Source organism: Xanthomonas sp. CFBP 7698, from assembly GCF_003600855.1.
Taxonomy (GTDB): Bacteria; Pseudomonadota; Gammaproteobacteria; order Xanthomonadales; family Xanthomonadaceae; genus Xanthomonas; species Xanthomonas cannabis.
This window is the reverse complement of sequence record NZ_PRDN01000003.1, coordinates 285,252-301,781: the sequence shown is the minus strand read 5'-3', so window position 1 is coordinate 301,781 and position 16,530 is coordinate 285,252. Positions and strand designations below refer to the sequence as shown.

15 protein-coding genes and 1 pseudogene are annotated in these 16,530 nt (G+C 66.8%); 11 read left to right on the top strand and 5 right to left on the bottom strand.

From position 1 onward, the window contains the following. The first annotated feature begins 64 nt into the window (after positions 1 to 64). Together XnspCFBP7698_RS15120 and XnspCFBP7698_RS15115 are read left to right on the top strand one after the other, a co-directional pair. Positions 65 to 1,336: an MFS transporter gene (locus XnspCFBP7698_RS15120; protein ID WP_199680186.1), complete on the top strand. Its 1,272-nt coding sequence runs from the start codon at positions 65 to 67 to the stop codon at positions 1,334 to 1,336. Beyond that, positions 1,336 to 1,443: pseudogene (locus tag XnspCFBP7698_RS15115) on the top strand (VOC family protein); the annotation flags it as partial. The gene XnspCFBP7698_RS15120 and the pseudogene XnspCFBP7698_RS15115, both read left to right, overlap by 1 nt. A 30-nt stretch (positions 1,444 to 1,473) precedes the next feature. Here the strand turns inward: XnspCFBP7698_RS15115 and XnspCFBP7698_RS15110 are convergent. After that, positions 1,474 to 1,896, bottom strand: coding sequence for a MerR family transcriptional regulator (locus tag XnspCFBP7698_RS15110; RefSeq protein ID WP_199680184.1), 423 nt, complete (start codon positions 1,894 to 1,896; stop codon positions 1,474 to 1,476). A gap of 89 nt (positions 1,897 to 1,985) precedes the next feature. Here XnspCFBP7698_RS15110 and XnspCFBP7698_RS15105 point away from each other — a divergent pair, with 89 nt between their 5' ends. The 6 genes from XnspCFBP7698_RS15105 to purU all read left to right on the top strand — a co-directional run bounded on the left by XnspCFBP7698_RS15105 (position 1,986) and on the right by purU (position 8,182). Continuing rightward, on the top strand, positions 1,986 to 2,921 hold the full coding sequence (locus XnspCFBP7698_RS15105) for an alpha/beta hydrolase (RefSeq protein ID WP_104579388.1): 936 nt from the start codon (positions 1,986 to 1,988) through the stop codon (positions 2,919 to 2,921). A 399-nt stretch (positions 2,922 to 3,320) separates the two neighbouring features. After that, positions 3,321 to 4,202, top strand: coding sequence for an NAD-dependent protein deacetylase (locus XnspCFBP7698_RS15100; RefSeq protein WP_104579387.1), 882 nt, complete (start codon positions 3,321 to 3,323; stop codon positions 4,200 to 4,202). Positions 4,203 to 4,250: 48 nt separating this feature from the next. Further along, positions 4,251 to 5,381, top strand: coding sequence for an NADH:flavin oxidoreductase/NADH oxidase (locus XnspCFBP7698_RS15095; protein ID WP_199680183.1), 1,131 nt, complete (start codon positions 4,251 to 4,253; stop codon positions 5,379 to 5,381). A 37-nt stretch (positions 5,382 to 5,418) separates the two neighbouring features. Beyond that, complete coding sequence (locus tag XnspCFBP7698_RS15090; protein ID WP_039411023.1) at positions 5,419 to 6,294, top strand: NAD(P)-dependent oxidoreductase; 876 nt, start codon at positions 5,419 to 5,421, stop codon at positions 6,292 to 6,294. A gap of 425 nt (positions 6,295 to 6,719) precedes the next feature. Next, positions 6,720 to 7,112, top strand: coding sequence for an XVIPCD domain-containing protein (locus tag XnspCFBP7698_RS15085; RefSeq protein ID WP_039411022.1), 393 nt, complete (start codon positions 6,720 to 6,722; stop codon positions 7,110 to 7,112). A 218-nt stretch (positions 7,113 to 7,330) separates the two neighbouring features. Next, positions 7,331 to 8,182 carry a formyltetrahydrofolate deformylase gene (gene purU / locus XnspCFBP7698_RS15080; RefSeq protein WP_166743801.1) on the top strand — a complete coding sequence of 284 codons (852 nt, stop codon included), beginning with the start codon at positions 7,331 to 7,333 and terminating at the stop codon, positions 8,180 to 8,182. Positions 8,183 to 8,272: 90 nt separating this feature from the next. On the opposite strand, the gene XnspCFBP7698_RS15075 is transcribed toward purU, so the two are convergent. Continuing rightward, positions 8,273 to 9,187: an AraC family transcriptional regulator gene (locus XnspCFBP7698_RS15075; RefSeq protein WP_104579386.1), complete on the bottom strand. Its 915-nt coding sequence runs from the start codon at positions 9,185 to 9,187 to the stop codon at positions 8,273 to 8,275. 98 nt (positions 9,188 to 9,285) lie between these two features. On the opposite strand from XnspCFBP7698_RS15075, the gene XnspCFBP7698_RS15070 reads away from it, so the two are divergent. Next, a complete protein-coding gene (locus XnspCFBP7698_RS15070; RefSeq protein WP_104579385.1) occupies positions 9,286 to 10,047 on the top strand; it encodes an SDR family oxidoreductase in 762 nt (253 codons plus the stop codon). 322 nt (positions 10,048 to 10,369) lie between these two features. Here the strand turns inward: XnspCFBP7698_RS15070 and XnspCFBP7698_RS15065 are convergent, their stop codons facing one another. The 3 genes from XnspCFBP7698_RS15065 to XnspCFBP7698_RS15055 all read right to left on the bottom strand — a co-directional run bounded on the left by XnspCFBP7698_RS15065 (position 10,370) and on the right by XnspCFBP7698_RS15055 (position 14,612). Then, positions 10,370 to 12,328 carry a choice-of-anchor X domain-containing protein gene (locus XnspCFBP7698_RS15065; RefSeq protein WP_146093145.1) on the bottom strand — a complete coding sequence of 653 codons (1,959 nt, stop codon included), beginning with the start codon at positions 12,326 to 12,328 and terminating at the stop codon, positions 10,370 to 10,372. A gap of 304 nt (positions 12,329 to 12,632) precedes the next feature. Continuing rightward, positions 12,633 to 13,523 (bottom strand): methylenetetrahydrofolate reductase, encoded by an 891-nt coding sequence (locus tag XnspCFBP7698_RS15060; RefSeq protein ID WP_184374575.1) that lies wholly within the window; start codon positions 13,521 to 13,523, stop codon positions 12,633 to 12,635. A 174-nt stretch (positions 13,524 to 13,697) separates the two neighbouring features. Beyond that, positions 13,698 to 14,612: a LysR family transcriptional regulator gene (locus tag XnspCFBP7698_RS15055; RefSeq protein ID WP_104579383.1), complete on the bottom strand. Its 915-nt coding sequence runs from the start codon at positions 14,610 to 14,612 to the stop codon at positions 13,698 to 13,700. Positions 14,613 to 14,791: 179 nt separating this feature from the next. On the opposite strand from XnspCFBP7698_RS15055, the gene msuE reads away from it, so the two are divergent. Both msuE and XnspCFBP7698_RS15045 read left to right on the top strand, forming a co-directional pair. Continuing rightward, positions 14,792 to 15,385, top strand: coding sequence for an FMN reductase (msuE, locus tag XnspCFBP7698_RS15050; RefSeq protein ID WP_104579382.1), 594 nt, complete (start codon positions 14,792 to 14,794; stop codon positions 15,383 to 15,385). Positions 15,386 to 15,530: 145 nt separating this feature from the next. Continuing rightward, a complete protein-coding gene (locus tag XnspCFBP7698_RS15045; RefSeq protein WP_047694527.1) occupies positions 15,531 to 16,514 on the top strand; it encodes a DUF1852 domain-containing protein in 984 nt (327 codons plus the stop codon). Positions 16,515 to 16,530: the final 16 nt, after the last annotated feature.

Sequence of the window (16,530 nt, the reverse complement as noted above, 5' to 3'; positions counted from 1 at the left end):
CATATATTGGACAGGGGGTTGGCGCAGGCGAATACTCGCCGTCCCTGGTCTCCAGTGCGCTCCCGTGTCTTGCTCCGAACGCAATTCCGGCAATTCCGGCCCATCCCCCGGCGCCGACGCCGGCCCGCCCGCCACGCTGCGCATCCGTCTGGCGCTGTTCCTGGCCGGCTTTGCCACCTTCTCGCTGCTCTACAGCGTGCAGCCGGTGTTGCCCGAGTTCGCACGCGCCTTCGGCGTGGATGCGGCGGTGGCCTCGCTGCCGCTGTCGCTGGCCACCGGCGGGCTGGCGGTGGCGATCTTCTGCGCTGGCGCGGTGTCGGAAAACCTGGGCCGGCGCGGGCTGATGTTCGCCTCCATTGCGCTGGCAGCCGTGCTCAACCTGGTGGCCGCGTTCCTGCCGCACTGGGGCGCGCTGGTGGTGGTGCGCACCTTGTCGGGTATTGCGTTGGGCGGTGTGCCAGCGGTGGCAATGGTGTACCTGGGCGAAGAACTTCCGGCCAACAAGCTGGGGGCGGCCACCGGCCTGTATGTGGCCGGCAATGCCTTCGGTGGCATGACCGGGCGCATCGCAATGAGCGTGCTGACCGACCACACCGATTGGCGCACCGCATTGGCGCTGCTGAGCGTGGTCGACCTGCTGTGCGCTGTCGCGTTCGTGTGGCTGCTGCCGCCCTCCCGCCACTTCGTGCGCCGGCATGGCGTCAACCTGCAGTTTCATCTGCGCGCCTGGGCCGGGCATCTGCGCGACCGCAACCTGCCGTGGCTGTTTGCGTTGCCGTTCCTGCTGATGGGCGTCTTTGTCAGCCTCTACAACTACGCCGGCTTTCGCCTTGGCGGGCCGGAATTCGGCCTGAGCCAGAGCCAGATCGGCATGATCTTCAGTGCGTACGTGTTCGGCATCGTCAGTTCGTCGGTGGCCGGTGCGGCCTCGGACCGGTTCGGGCGTGGCCCGGTGGTCAGCGCCGGCATCGTGCTGTGCGTGCTGGGCGTGGCGCTGACCCTGGCGCACGTGCTGGCGCTGGTGGTGGCCGGCATCGTGTTGTTGACCATCGGCTTTTTCATCGCGCATTCGGCGGCCAGCGCGTGGGTGAGCCGGCTGGGTGGCGCGCATCGCAGCCATGCTGCGTCCCTGTATCTGCTGGCGTATTACGCCGGCTCCAGCGTGGTCGGCGCGCTGGGCGGCTGGTTCTGGCAGCACGGCGGCTGGTCTGGCCTGGTCGGCATGTGCCTGACGCTGCTCGCACTGGCCTTTGCCGCCGCACACGTCCTGCGCCAACGCGCGGACGACGCGCGACCCTACGGGCGCTTTGCGCCGCATCCTGCGCGAGGTGAGTGATGCAGATCGAGCGACTCGATCATCTGCTATTGACCATGGCCGACGTGGACGCCACCTGCGCGCTCTACGCACGCGTGCTCGGCATGCAGGTGATCAGCGTCGGCGAGACGGCGTGCACCAGGGCCGGCCAACGCACATCATCCCGACGGCGGAGTGCGCTTGCGTTGCGTGCGTTGCGGCGTGGCCAGCGCTGACGGATCTTGCGACAGGGTGGCCAGCAGGCGCGCGCGTCGGCGTTCCAGGTCGGCCAGCTGGCGTTCGATCAGCTGCAGCCGTTGCCGATGCGCCGGCAGGGTTTCCGGGCACAGCGGCGCGCCTTCCACCAGCCGCATGCAATCGGGAAACCGGCGGATGTCGTGCAGGCTGAAGCCGGTGCCGATCAGGCGTTGAATCTGGCGTACCTGCGTCACGCAGCCGGCCGCAAACAGCCGATAGCCATTGGCGCTGCGCGACGACGTCAGCAGGCCCTGGGCATCGTAGTGGCGGAGCGAGCGCACGCTGACGCCGGTGCGCTGCGCCAGCGCGCCGATGCGCATGTCAGCGGTGGAAGAGGTGCCCATCTGCCAAGCATACGTGGCACGCAGCGCTTGACCCTCACATTGGTGTGAGGCCCGACGATGCCGTCTTCCCTGTTCTGCAAGGCATCTCCATGTCCATTCGACCCGCTTCACCTGCCGGTGCCCGCTGGTGGCAGCGCACGCTGGCCAGCCTGCTGCTGTGTGTCTGCGCGATCGCGTCAGCAAGCCCATCTGCAACCGCCGCCTCGCGCAGCTACCAGGTCACTGCTCCAGATGGCGTGGCCCTGGCCGTGCAGGAGCATGGCGCCGCCGACGGCCAGGCGATCGTGTTCGTGCACGGCCTGCTGGGCAGCCGCATCAACTGGGATGCACAGCTGGCCGACCCGCAACTGCAGGGCTACCGGCTGATCAGCTACGACCTGCGCGGCCACGGGCTGTCCGGCAAACCGACCGCGGCATCGGCGTATCGGGACGGCGCGCGCTGGGCCGACGATCTGGCAGCGGTGCTCGAGGCCACGGATGCCCGCAATGCGGTGCTGGTGGGGTGGTCGCTGGGTGGCGCGGTGATCAGCAACTATCTGAGCCGCTACGGCGATCGCGGCCTGGCGGGCGTGGTGTACGTCGATGGCGTGATCGAGCTACGCGCGCAGCAGCTGGGGGCGCATCCGGCAATCTATCGCGACCTGGTCTCCGACGACCTGCGCACGCATCTGCAGGCGGTCCAGGACTTCCTGCGGCTGTGCTTCGCCACCCAACCGCCTGCGCCGGTGTTCGACACCCTGCTGGCCAATGCAGCGCTGGCCTCGTGGGACATGCAGCGTGCGGTGCAGGGCATGTCCATCGACGTCGCCGGCCTGCAGCGCACCCGCTTGCCGGTGCTGCTGCTGTACGGTGCCCGCGATGCGCTGGTGCTCAGCGAACCGACACTGGCACGTGCGCGCCAGTTGCAGCCGCGCGCACAGATCCACCTGTATCCGGACGCCGGCCACGCCCCGTTTCTGGAAGACAGCCCGCGCTTCAACCGGGATCTGCTGCAGTTCGTGCAGCAGGCGGGCGTTGCGCACTGAGTGTTGCGCCCACCCGCGCCGGGAGCGTGCGGACGAAAGGATGCATGGTCAAGAAGGCTGTCCCAGCTGTCAGTGGCCGGCAGGGCGCTGCCTGACCACCGACACCGCCCGCCGCGCCGGTCCCGCCTGCACGCCTTCTCATGATGGCGCAGCATGCGCTGCGCGCTTGCTTGGAATCGACCAGTGCAGCCCCAGATCTATGAGCGCGGGCACGCACCAGGCGTGGCGTCGGCGTGCATCCGCCGCCGTCGGTGTTGCGTAGTACGTGCTGGGCCGCGCCGGGTGGCAACGCGCCGTGCCACCGCATCTTTGCTGCGCCATCGAGCAGTGGGGCGGGGGCGGTCCGGTAGCGCCTGCAGGGCGGTCGTAACGTGATCCCATGGCTATTGGAGGTGTTCGATGACCGCTGTTCCCGCCCACGACAACGACGCGCTGCAGGCGTTCATCGAGCGCCACCAGCGCCTGTTCGTGCTCAGTGGTGCCGGCTGCAGCACCGATTCGGGCATCCCGGATTATCGCGATCTGCAAGGCGGCTGGAAGCGTCCGCAACCGGTGACTTTTCAGGCCTTCATGGGCGAGCTCTCCACGCGCCAGCGCTACTGGGCGCGCAGCCTGATCGGCTGGCCGCGCTTCGGGCAGGCCAGACCCAACGCTACCCATCACGCGCTGGCCGCACTGGAGGCGCGCGGGCAGCTGGAACTGTTGCTGACCCAGAACGTGGACCGCCTGCATCAGGCTGCCGGCAGTCAGGCGGTGATCGACCTGCACGGCCGTCTGGACGTGGTGCGTTGCATGGGCTGCGAACGCCGCATGCCGCGGACCGACCTCCAGGTCCTGCTGGAGCAGGCCAACCCCGGCTGGGCCACGCTGGAGGCCGCACAGGCACCCGATGGCGACGCGGATCTGGACGATGTGGCCTTCGACACTTTCGTGGTGCCGCCGTGCCCGGTGTGCGGCGGCGTGCTCAAGCCGGACGTGGTGTTCTTTGGCGAGAACGTGCCGCGTGAGCGGGTGGAGCGCGCGTTTGCGCATCTGCAGGCCGCCGATGCGGTGCTGGTGGTGGGCTCGTCGCTGATGGTGTATTCGGGCTTTCGCTTCGTGCAGGCCGCCGCGCGCAGCGGCCTGCCGATCGCCGCGCTAAATTTCGGGCGCACCCGCGCCGACGATCTGCTCACCTTGAAAGTGGAGCAGTCGTGCGCGCAGGCGCTGGCCTTCCTGCATCAGCCGCCGGACCCGCTGCGCAGCGCGCAGGCCAGGTACGACAGTGCGCGCTCTGCATGACGCTGTGATCCATTGCAGCGGTTGTGTCGCAGCGCCGGGCGCAGTGCAATGGGCGCCCCCACGCTGCGTCTGGATGCTGCCTTGAGCCAGTTGTTCACCCCCATCGCCTTCGGCCCGCTCGCGCTCGCCAACCGCATCGTCATCGCGCCGATGTGCCAGTACTCCGCACAGGACGGCCGTGCCGGCGATTGGCATCGCATCCATCTGGGCACCTTGTCGCAATCCGGTGCCGGCCTGCTGATTCTGGAAGCGGCCGCGGTGCTGCCGGAAGGGCGGATCAGTTACGCCGATCTGGGCCTGTACGACGACGCCACCGAGCAGGCGCTGGACGCGGTGCTGCAGTCGGTGCGCCGCTGGTCGCCGATGCCGGTCGGCATCCAGCTGGCACATGCCGGCCGCAAGGCGTCCACCGATCTGCCCTGGAAGGGCGGCGAGGCCATCGCCCCCGATCACGCGCATGGCTGGCAGACGGTGTCTGCCTCGGCCGTGCCGTTCAAGGCCGGCCAACCGGCGCCGCAGGCATTGGACGAGGCCGGCATCGACGCGGTGGTTGCCGCCTTCGTGGACGCGGCCACACGCGCCGAACGCCTGGGCCTGGACCTGATCGAGTTGCATGCCGCACATGGCTACCTGATGCATCAGTTCCTCTCGCCGCTGAGCAACCAGCGCAGCGATACCTATGGCGGATCGCTGGAAAACCGCATGCGGTTGACGCTGCGCATCTTCGACGCCGTGCGCGCGGCGGTGTCCGCGCGCATTGCTGTCGGTGTGCGCATTTCGGCCACCGATTGGGTGGACGGTGGCTGGGATCTGAAACAAAGCATCGCCTTGTCCAAGGCGCTGGATGCACGCGGTGCGCACTACATCCATGTCTCCAGCGGCGGGCTGGACCCGCGTCAGCAGATTCCGGTGCAGGCCGGCTATCAGATTCCGTTCGCGGAGCAGATCAAGGCGCAGGTCGCCACGCCGGTGATCGGCGTAGGCCTGATCACCGAACCGGCGCAGGCCGAAGCGATTGTGCGCGACGGCCAGGCCGATGCCATCGCGCTGGCGCGTGGCATCCTGTACGACCCGCGCTGGCCGTGGCATGCCGCCGCCGCGCTGGGTGCCTCGGTCACGCCTGCGCCGCAATACCTGCGCTGCGAACCGCGCGATGCGCGTGGCGTGTTCGCCAATTGATCCGCACCATCAACGCCATTCCGAACAAGGACAACGCATGCCGATAGGGTTTCTGGGGCTGGGCACGATGGGCCTGCCGATGGCGCACAACCTGCTGCGCGGCGGCTTTGCGTTGAGTGTGTGGAACCGCTCGCCGGAACGCGCGCAGTCGCTGCGCGAGGCCGGTGCCACCGTCGTGGACGCGCCGCTGGCTGCGGCGCATGGCCCGCTGCTGTTTTCGATGCTGGCCGACGATCATGCGGTGCGCCAGACCGTGCTGGACGGTGGCGTGCTGGATGCGCTGCCGGCCGGCAGCGTGCACGTCAACATGGCCACCATCTCGGTGGCGCTGGCACACGAGTTGACCGCCCTGCACGCCGAGCGCGGAGTGGCTTATGTGGCCGCGCCGGTACTCGGCCGTGTCGATGTCGCTGCAGCAGGCAAGCTCAACATCCTGGCTGCCGGCGATGATGCTGCGCTGGCCCGCGTGCAGCCGATGTTCGATGTGCTGGGGCAACAGACCTGGCACATCGGCAGCGCGCCCGAGCAGGCCAATGCCGTCAAACTGGCCGCCAACTTCTGCCTGGCCAGCGCCATCGGCGCCATGGCCGAAGCCAGTGCACTCGCACGCGGCCACGGCGTGGATGCCACCCAGTTCCTGGGCATGCTCACCAGCACCTTGTTCGCCGCGCCCGCGTATCAGGGCTACGGCAAGTTGATCATGCAACGCCAGTACACGCCGGCCGGCTTCACCGCCACGCTGGGTCGCAAGGATGTGGATCTGGCCATCCAGGCCGGTGCCGACAGGCAGGTGCCGATGCCGCTGGGCGAACTGCTGCGCGCCAACCTGGACGAGGCCATCGCCCATGGCGACGGCAACGCCGATTGGGCAGTGCTGGCGGAAGTTGCCGCACGTCGGGCGGGGCAGGCGTAGCGCGGGCGACAACGCACTGGCGGCAGTGCGCGTACTGCCTGCGAGGTGGGTTGGTGCAAGAAACGTAGGGCGCTGCTGCAGTCGCACCTTCAATGCAACGAACATCATGGCCGGGCGCAATGACGCGTCTGCATCTGCACAGCATTGCGGCCAAGCAGCGGGCGCGGCAGACGCCAACGCCGCTGCACCGCACGTCAGAGCACCCCCACACCGTCATGCCGCGCTCCCGGTGTTGGCTGGCTTGAGGCAATCTGCGCAAGCGGCTAAGGTGCCTGCTCGATTCGGCCAGGCACTGCGCTGCGCGATGCGCAACGCGGTCCGGCCACCACCAGCGCCTTCACGGAGAATGCGATGCGATACCTGCACAACAGGCCCGGTTCCACCGCGTGCCCTTCGCGCGCAGCAGCCTGTGCCGGTGACGCGCAATGACCACCCCGCCGGTCGTCAGCCAGGGCCAGGTCGGCCCGGACCATCCCGAGCATCCGGACCATTATCTGTTCGCGCAGATTCGTGAGGCGGTAGGTGTGCTCGATGCCGAATTGAACAAGCCAACCGACGCGGCCAGCGAGCGTATGGCCGCGCGCTTGTTGCCGCTGGCAAAACAGCATGGCTTCGACCAGGTGGACCACGTGGTGCTCAGCCGTCATCTGGGCGAGGTCGGCGAAAACGTGTTCCTGGTGCGCGGTGATCTGGGCGACCCGGCGCATCTGCGCGCGCACATCACCACCCAGGACGCGATGGACACCTCGGTGGAAGACTCGCTCGCGCAGCTGGATGAAATCAATCGTCGCCTGATGCTGCGCCTGCCGCCGCGCTGAGCGGCGCGCGTCATCTCCAGCCCGGGCCGGGGTGATGGTGTGACCGCCACCTTGCCAATCGATAGGCTGCTGCTCGGGTCACGCCAGCGGCACCGCGGCGACCAGCACCGTCGTTCGCGTTGCAGCGTCACCGGTGCTATCGCCACGCCCGCACCATGCAACAGTTACCGACGCAAGCACTGCGCCAGCGGCGTCATGCATTGGCTATCATTGCGCCGATGCGCTCCGACTACATCCTTACCCTGTCCTGCCCCGATCGCACCGGTATCGTGTACCGCGTCACCGGGCTGCTGTTCGATCTGGCCTGCAATATTCTCGACGCCCAGCAATTTGGCGATGACGAGAGCGGCCGCTTCTTCCTGCGCGTGCATTTCGACAAGCCGCCGGGCACGGATATCGCCAGCCTGGAGCAACGATTTGCCGTGTTGGCCAACGCATTTCAGATGACGTGGCAGTTGCACGATGCGCGTCGGCGCGCGCGGCTGCTGGTGCTGGTGAGCAAGCAGGGCCATTGCCTCAACGATCTGCTGTTCCGCATGCACAGCCGGCAATTACCGGTAGACATCGCCGCGGTCGTCTCCAACCACACCGACTTCGCAGCGTTGGCAGCGTCCTACGGCATCGCCTTTCATCATCTGCCGGTCAGCGCCGACACGCGTGCCGCACAGGAAGCGCAACTGCTCGCGTTGGTGGATGATCTGCACATCGATCTGGTGGTGCTGGCGCGCTACATGCAGATCCTCTCGCCCGGCCTGTGCCGCGCGCTGGCCGGGCGCGCCATCAACATCCATCACAGCTTCCTGCCCAGCTTCAAGGGCGCCCAGCCGTATCACCAGGCACACGCGCGCGGGGTCAAGATCATCGGCGCCACTGCGCACTACGTCACCGAAGACCTGGACGAAGGCCCGATCATCGAACAGGACGTCGCGCGCGTCGACCATGCCATGACGCCACGCGACCTGGTGCGCCTGGGCAGCGATACCGAATCGCTGGTGCTCGCCCGCGCGGTGCGCCGCCATGTCGAACACCGTATCGTGCTCAACGGACATCGCACGGTGGTGTTTCGCTAGCGGCCAGGCCGCATCCCCGTCACCACGGGCTGGTTGCATCGACGCAATCGGTTCGCATCATGCGCGCTTGTGCGCATGCCGGCTGTGGCGTCACAGCGCTTCTGCCGCCGCACTATGCGCGCGCGCATAGTGCGAGGGTGCACTGCCGGTGTGACGAGTGAAGGCCACGCTGAAGCTGCTGGCCGAGCCGTAACCCACCCGCTGCGCCGCCTGCGCAACGCCAAGCCCGTGTTCTGACAGCAGTGTCTTTGCCAGCGCCATGCGCCATGCCAGCAGATATTCCATCGGCGCCATGCCCATCGCACGATTGAAGCGCGTGAAGAACGAGGATCGCGACAGCGCCGCTTCCCTGGCGAGCGCCTCGACCGTCCACGCATGCGCCGGTGCAGCGTGCAGTGCGCGCATCGCCGCTGCCAGGCGCACATCGGAGAGTGCGCGCACCAGCCCTGGCGTTGTGTCGCTCGCCGTCAGCGAGCGCAAGGCTTCGATCAACAGCACTTCCAGTAGCCGCGCAAGCACCTCCGCGCGTGCGGGTCGGGTTGCGCGTGCCTCTTCGCCCACCAGATTCACCAACGTGGCAAGGCGTGGCTCACCACGCACATGCACCAGCCGCGGCAGCAGCGACACCAGTAGCGCGGCATCGGGCGAGCCGAAGCTGCAATGGCCAATCACGACACGAAGATCTACCGAGCCGTCCTGCGCACCGATACGGAAACTGCCATCGCCCATATCGGTCGGCACCGTGTGGGCCTGCCCGGCCGACGCCAGCACGCTGGAGAGCGTGATGGCGAGCATGGCGGGTGCCAAAACGAAGTCGCCCGCTTCAAGAACCCGCACCTCGCCATCCTCAAGCGCCAGCCGGCACGATCCGTCGATCACCGCGCAGTAAAACGGGCCTGGCGCATCGGAGCGGCATACCGACCACGCACCAGCACCAACCACAAGCTTGGAAAACCGTGCCGCCGGCCGGAGCAGCAGTACAACCTCGGCAAGCGGGTCGAGCATCGTTGGACTCTTGCAAATGGATCAAATACTTTCAGATATCGAAAGTATGGTTCCTGAAGCCTAACGTATATCTCTCGTCACGTCACCGAGGGTGCTTCATGCAAACCGTACTCATCACTGGCTGCTCGTCGGGCTTTGGCCTGGCGACCGCCAACTATTTCCTGGAGCGCGACTGGCGCGTGGTCGCCAGCATGCGCACGCCACGCGATGACCTGTTTCCGGCGTCGCCCCGGTTGAAGGTATTGCAGCTCGATGTCACCGATACCGACAGCATCCACGCCGCGGTTGCTGCGGCAGGCACGATCGACGTCCTCGTCAATAACGCAGGCTTCGGTGCGCCCATGCCGCTGGAACTTGCAAGTCTGCAGTCGGTACGCGAGCTGTTCGAAACCAACACCTTCGGTACGCTTGCAGTGACGCAGGCACTCTTGCCCCAGATGCGTGCGCGCCGTGCCGGGGTCATCGTCAATGTGTCGTCGAGCGCAACGCTCAAGCCGCTTCCGCTGATCGGTGCCTACCGTGCAGCCAAGGCCGCGGTGAACGCGCTGAGCGAATCGCTGGCCACCGAGGTGGAGGACTTCGGCATTCGCGTGCGGGTCGTCTCGCCAGGCTCGTGCGGAGAGACGGCATTCCGTGCTACCGCTCGCACCGGTGTGCGTGGTCTCGACAGCGCGGTCTATGGACCGATTATGCAGCAGACAATGGCACGCATGAGCGCGTCCACTGGCCCGGGAACCCAGTCGATCGATGTTGCCGAAGCGATCTGGCGCGCAGCCACCGACCTGGACGCGCCGATGTTCATCCCTGCGGGTGCAGATGCAGAACTGTGGGCATCCGAAGCGGCTCGGATCGGCCAATAAGACCGCTCGAACGCTGCGCCGCACGCTGGCGGCTAAGTGTGTCGAACATGCGGCGCCCTCACCGATGGTGAGGCACACCGTGAATCCGTCCGTGGAGTTGCGTTGGCGGCATCCGTGCCGCCAACGGTTCCGCAATGGTCAGCACATCGCAGCAGGCCGTTTGCTGGTGTCTTTATCGAGAGGCATGCATGCCGGCCATCTCGATTTCAGGCGGCAATTGTTCGTGGCCCGCTCTGATTGCAGCATCGCAACGGTGCTCCCACGCATGCCGCAATGGCCGACACGCGTGCCGGCCATCTTCGTGCGTACCGCGAACACTGCACTACCTGGCCGCATTCGCATTCATCACCGCATTGCGGTTGGCATCCAGGTACTGCGCCGGGTCGCGCATGCCGGTGGTGTGGCATTGGCCGGTGGTGTGGCCACGGTTGACGCCGCCGGGCAGCTGCGCATTGACCTGCTCCACGGTGCCGTCTTCCGGGTCGTTCAACACCAGGTCCGAGGCCGCATTGCAGTAGTCGTTGGTATACCAGTTGGTCTTGGCAAACGAGGTGGTGTAGTAGTTGACCTTGGCACGCGCATCGGCGGGAATGCCGGCCAGCCAGGCCTTGGCGCCGTCGTAGGTCATGTCCGCATTGGTGCCGCAGCCCACACCGAACCACGACCCCACCGCGGCCAGGACGCCGGACAGATTGGTGCCCTGGTACGGCGTGCCCACCGACTGCATCACGCGGCCGCCGCTGGCGTTATCCAGCCCGCTCCAGTAGTAGGTGTACAGGTGCAGCGCGGCCATGCCGCCCTGGCTGTGCGCCACCGTGGAAAACGACGACCACTGGCTGGCGAACTGCGCAATGCGCTGTGCGAACTGGTCGTTGCTGCGGTTCTGCTTGGCGTCCAGGAACGTGGACGCATTGGTGAACTGCGCCTGTGGCCACACGCCGTTGGAGCAGTAGCCGTGCACCAGCACCAGCTGCGAGCCGGCCGCCTGCGGCTGCGCCATCGCGGCGGCACTGGCCAGCGCAGTCGGGCGCGGGCCCATGCGCATGCTTTCGTCGATGCCGCCGGTGGCCCGCGCGATGCTGGCGCGCCGCAATGCGGGCAGCTGCAACGGCAAAGTGCCGGCCTGCACCAACGGGATGTAATGGTCCGGGTCTTCGATGCGCAGCCCACGCAGCGAGAACGGTGCGCGCGCGCCCGCACGTGCGATCCAGCGCTCGTCCAGGCTCAGCGGCAGCTGCCCCTGCTGCGGCGTGAGCATGCCGCCGATCCACGCCACCGGCACGTCCTTGCCCTTGGCATCGGTGCCCCAGACCTGGCCGAACACGCGATAGTGCGACGGTGCATTGCCGCGTGCCGCCACCGGCAATGCCAGTGTCAGCCGGGTACCGTCGGTCGCGCGTGCGCTGAGCGCATTGCCCAGCAAGCGCAGCGAGGTATCCAGCACCGGCATCACGTGCTCGCTGGTCCGCACGAACGGCTGCCCGGCCTGATCGTGGCCGCGCACGATGACCTGCGCAATCCAGGTGCCCTCGCGGCCTGGCTGGAAGCTCCCGCCATACACGCCGTCGCCGGCAGCGCCATCGTTGTGCGCGCCGTCGTCGGCCATCGGCAGGACCCGGACCGCGCCTTGCGGATCGATCACCCGCAGGCTGGCATCATCGATCTGCCCCGCCTGGCCGGCAAGCAAGGTGGTGCCACGTGCATCGCTGCCGCTGAGCATCGCATTGAGCGTCAGCGACTTGCCCACCAGCTGCTGGCGGTCACGCGGGTACGAGGCCAGCTGCGTGCGTGCATCGCCTTCCATCAGCACATACCCGCGCTGCGCCACCGGCGATGCCGATTGCAGGGTCAGCGACCAGGCGCCGTTCTGTGCAGATTCCACCGCGTAGCGCATGCCGCTGGCGCCGCTCTCGGCGGTGCCCAGCAATGTGCGCTGTGCCTGCAGTTGCGGTGCGACGGCGGCGGCACGTGCGCCAGCAATGCGCGGTGCAGCCACTGCCGCATCCCAGGCCTGGTCGCCGGCCAGCACCATGAAACGCAGGTGGTCGTTTTCCACCGGCAGCGTGCCCTGCCAGCGTGCGGCGTTACCGGCCGGCGCCAGCTCCACCGGCAACAGGGCGCTCTTGGACAGGATCGCCGACTCGGCCGGATCGGGCGTGCGCATCTGCGCGAATTCCTCCGGTGGGCCGGCAAGCAGTTTGGGTTGCAGCTCGGCCGCCGCCAGCGGCAGCGAGACCAGCGACAGGGTGCACATCACGGACAACAACGAGGGCTTGGGCATGGCGACATCTCTCCTTGGACGTTGCGGATGCAATGCCATCGCGCGCAGCAACGGCATCGGATGCAGCGCCCCCTCGCCGCGATTCGCCGATGGTTATACCCCGCGCGTATGACAAGCCTGCTGTGCGCTGCAACACCTCACGCGTGCAGCAGAAAAACACCAGAATCAAATAGTACGTTCTGTGATTCCGGTCGCGGACACGCCCACGATCGCCTTGTTTTTGCCGATCGATCTGCCGCCCAGGGCGGCTGCTGAGCGCCGAGCCGGCGTGCGTGCGCGGCACCGGTGGGCGGGCACCCTCTGTTTAGGTCGTCGGCAGATCGGTGGCAGCTGCAAGCGCCGTGCGGGAGCGGTAGTGCTCGGCCCACGCGAGCGACCGTGCGATGCCGCCGAACGGAAACATGTGCAGGCGCACATCGCCGTGCGCTGGCGTCAGACCTGCCGCGAGGCGATCGACGAAGTGGTCCGGCCCTGCGGTCCCCAGCAGCTTGCCGAGCGAGATGCCGTACTTGGACAGCATCGCTGCGCTCGCGCCCACGCCGCAGCGTGCGGCATAGCGCGCAAGCACCGCGACGCCGGCAGGACCAGGCACGCCCACGCGTACCGGAGCTTCGATGCCATGCGCGCGCAGCGCGTTCAACCAGGTCAGCACCAGATCGGCATCGAACGCGAACTGGCTGACGATCAGGGGCGCCATGCCGCGCTCGGCGATGCTGCGACACTTGCGTTGCAGCACCGCCCATCGATCGTCTGCATGCATGGCCGGATGTCCTTCCGGATGTCCCGCCACGGCAATGGTCTTGATGCCTGCGCGCTCGAATACGCCTGTCGCGATCAGCGCCAGGCTGTCCGGATACGGCCCAAGCGGTAACGACGGATCGCCTGCAACCACCAGGCAGTGCGCAACGCCGGCGTCATCGACGGCGCGCCCGACAAAGGCCTGCAGCGCGTCCAGCGAGGCGATGCGACGCGCGGACAGGTGGGGCATGGGCGCAAAGCCAAGCCCGCGCACCCGCTGTGCGGCAGCCAGCCGCGTCGCGTCGTCCTGGCCGGGCAGCGACGGGATGGCAATGAGGGTGCCAGGCACGATCCGCGGTGCCACCGCAGACAACGCGGCAATGTCGTGTGCGCCCACCTCCAGCGAATAGGCATCGGTGAGTGTGCTGGCGGGCCTGGGCGTGGCTGGATGCATCAACAGGCGTTCCGTTCTTTGATGGAGTGGCGCAGGCATGTCCGCACGGATGACCGAAGGCCGGGTATCGGCATGGCCTTCATCAACGCACCAGAGTGCGGCGCGCTGCAGCAATGCACCACATCGCGGCGTAGCCGCCCGGTGACTCAGGTGGCGCGCACAGGCCAGTGGCGCGCATCAGGTGGCCGCCGGTGCGTCAGCGGTGGCATTGGCAGGCTGGCGCGCCAGTTCGATAAAGGCGCGCAGATAGTCGACGGCGATATCGGCCTCGCGTGCGCCCAGGTAGATCTGCTTGGGGATGCCGCGCGCACCCAGCCGCACCGGCACCACCTCCATCCTGGCCGCGTATTCCTCCACCAGCCAGCGCGGCATGGCGGCCACGCCGCGGCCGCTGGCCACCATCTGCATCATGATGTCGGTGGTTTCGATGGCCTTGTGGCGCCGTGGCGTGACACCGGCCGGCAGCAGGAACTGGCTGTAGATGTCCAGCCGCTCCAGGTCCACCGGGTAGCTGATGAGCACCTCGCGGGTCAGCTGCTGTGGCTTGACGTAGGCCGCCGATGCCAGCGCATGACCCTTGGCCACGACCAGCACCTGCTCGTAGTCGAACACCGGCTCGAACCGCAGGCCCGGCTTGAACAACGGGTCCGGCGTGACCAGCAGATCGATCTCGTAGCCGAACAGCGCGCCGATGCCGCCGAACTGGAACTTCTGCTTCACATCCACATCCACATCCGGCCAGGTGGCCAGATACGGCGCCACCAGCTTGAGCAGCCACTGGTAGCACGGATGGCACTCCATGCCGATACGCAGCGCACCGCGTTCGCCCTGCGCAAACTGCCCCAGGCGCTCTTCGGCCAGATCCAGCTGCGGCAGCACCCGGTTCGCCACCGCCAGCAGGTACTGGCCGGCCTGGGTCAGGCGCAGGCTGCGCCCTTCGCGCAGCCAGATGTCGGTGCCCAACTGCTGCTCCAGCTTTTTCATGCTGTGGCTCAGCGCCGACTGGGTCAGGTTCAACACGCCCGCTGCAGCGGTCAACGACCCTTGCTGCTCGACCTGCTGGACGATAGTGAGATGGATGCGCTCAAGCATTCAGATGATCCGAATTCATGGATTGTTGAAATAACACCATTTTACTTCATTGAATGCGACCCCTAGCATCGGGATCGTCGTCGCTCGCCCGCTTCGGAACACACCTGCAACCAGATGTCGGCACGGGCGGCCCCACTTCCGACGGCGCCACGCGCCTCCCACTGCTCAGGTCACCCCACATGACTGCACGTCCGCCACATCCGCTCCGCGTCGTTGCCGTCTCCGGTGGCCTGCAACGCCCCTCCAAGGCCGCTGCCCTGGCGCAACACCTGATGGCCCTGATCGGCGAAGCAGTGCCGTGCGAGCAGCATCTGGTCGAACTCGGCGCCCTGGCACCGCACTTTGCCGGCGCGCTGTGGCGCTCGCAGTTGCATGACACGGTAGAGCAGGAACTTGCCGCCGTGGAGCAGGCCGACGTGCTGGTGGTGGCCACACCGGTGTATCGCGGTTCGTTTACCGGGCTGTTCAAGCATTTCTTCGATTTCATCCATCAGGATGCCCTGGTCGACACCCCGGTGCTGCTGGCGGCCACCGGCGGCAGCGAACGCCACGCGCTGGTGATCGACCACCAACTGCGGCCGCTTTTCAGTTTCTTCCAGGCACGCACGTTGCCGCTGGGCGTCTACGCCACCGACCGCGATTTCCTGGATTACCGCGTGCACAACGAGGCGCTGGCCGAGCGCGCCAGCCTGGCGGTGCAGCGCGCACTGCCACTGATCGCACTGACGCGGCCGGCAAGCCCCGGCGCCGCAACCACGGTGGCCGCCGCCTGAGCGGCATCCGCTCCACGGCGGTCATCTGCGGTAGGAGCCATTGGCGCCCGCCCGCTGATCCACAGGCCGGGCACGCATCCATCCGACACCCACCGCTGCGCCGCAGAGCGCGCGTCTCATCCAACGAATCAAGGCGTCAGTTGCAATGACTCAGCAATTCACCTTCACCATCAAGAGCCTCCGCTTCGACGAGGACTATCAACCCGCGGCCAACACGCGCAACACCACCAACTTCGCCAACCTGGCCAGGGGCGAGCGTCGTCGGGAGAACCTGCGCAACACATTGGCGATGATCAACAACCGCTTCAACGACCTGGCGCACTGGGACAACGCCACGCGTGACCGCTATGGTGTCGCGCTGGAGATCATCTCTGCCGAGATGCACATCGACAGCAACGCAGGGGGCGATGCGTTTCCGTTGATCGAAATCCTGAAGCCCACCATCGTCGACCAACACACCGGCGCGCATATCGACGGCATTGCGGGCAACAATTTCTCGTCCTACGTACGCGACTACGATTTCAGCATCCTGCTGCCCGCACACAATCAGGACGCCACCGGCTTCGCCATCCCGGAGGACTTCGGCAGTCTGCACGGCACGCTGTTCAAGCAGTTCCTGCACTCGGATGCCTACACCGCGCGCTTCGACAAGCCACCGGTCATCTGCATCAGCGTCTCCAGCAGCAGGACCTACCACCGCACCGGAAACCAGCACCCCATCCTGGGCATCGAATACAGCCAGGACGAGGGTTCATTGACGGACCGGTATTTCGCGAAGATGGGTCTGAAGGTGCGCTATTTCATGCCGCCCGGCAGCGTCGCGCCCTTGGCGTTCTACTTTGTCGGCGACCTGCTGAGCGACTACGGCAACCTGGAGCTGATCGGCACCATCAGCACCATGGAAACCTTTCAGAAGATCTACCGCCCGGAAATCTACAACGCCAATTCCGCAGCGGGGGCGATCTATCAGCCCAGCCTGAAACACCAGGATTATTCGTCCACCCAGATCGTCTACGACCGCGAAGAACGCAGCCGCCTCGCTGTCACGCAGGGCAGGTTCACCCAGGAGCACTTCATCCGGCCCTACGGCAACCTGCTCGCGCAATGGGCCTCCCGCCACGCCTCCTGATCACCACGCCTACAAG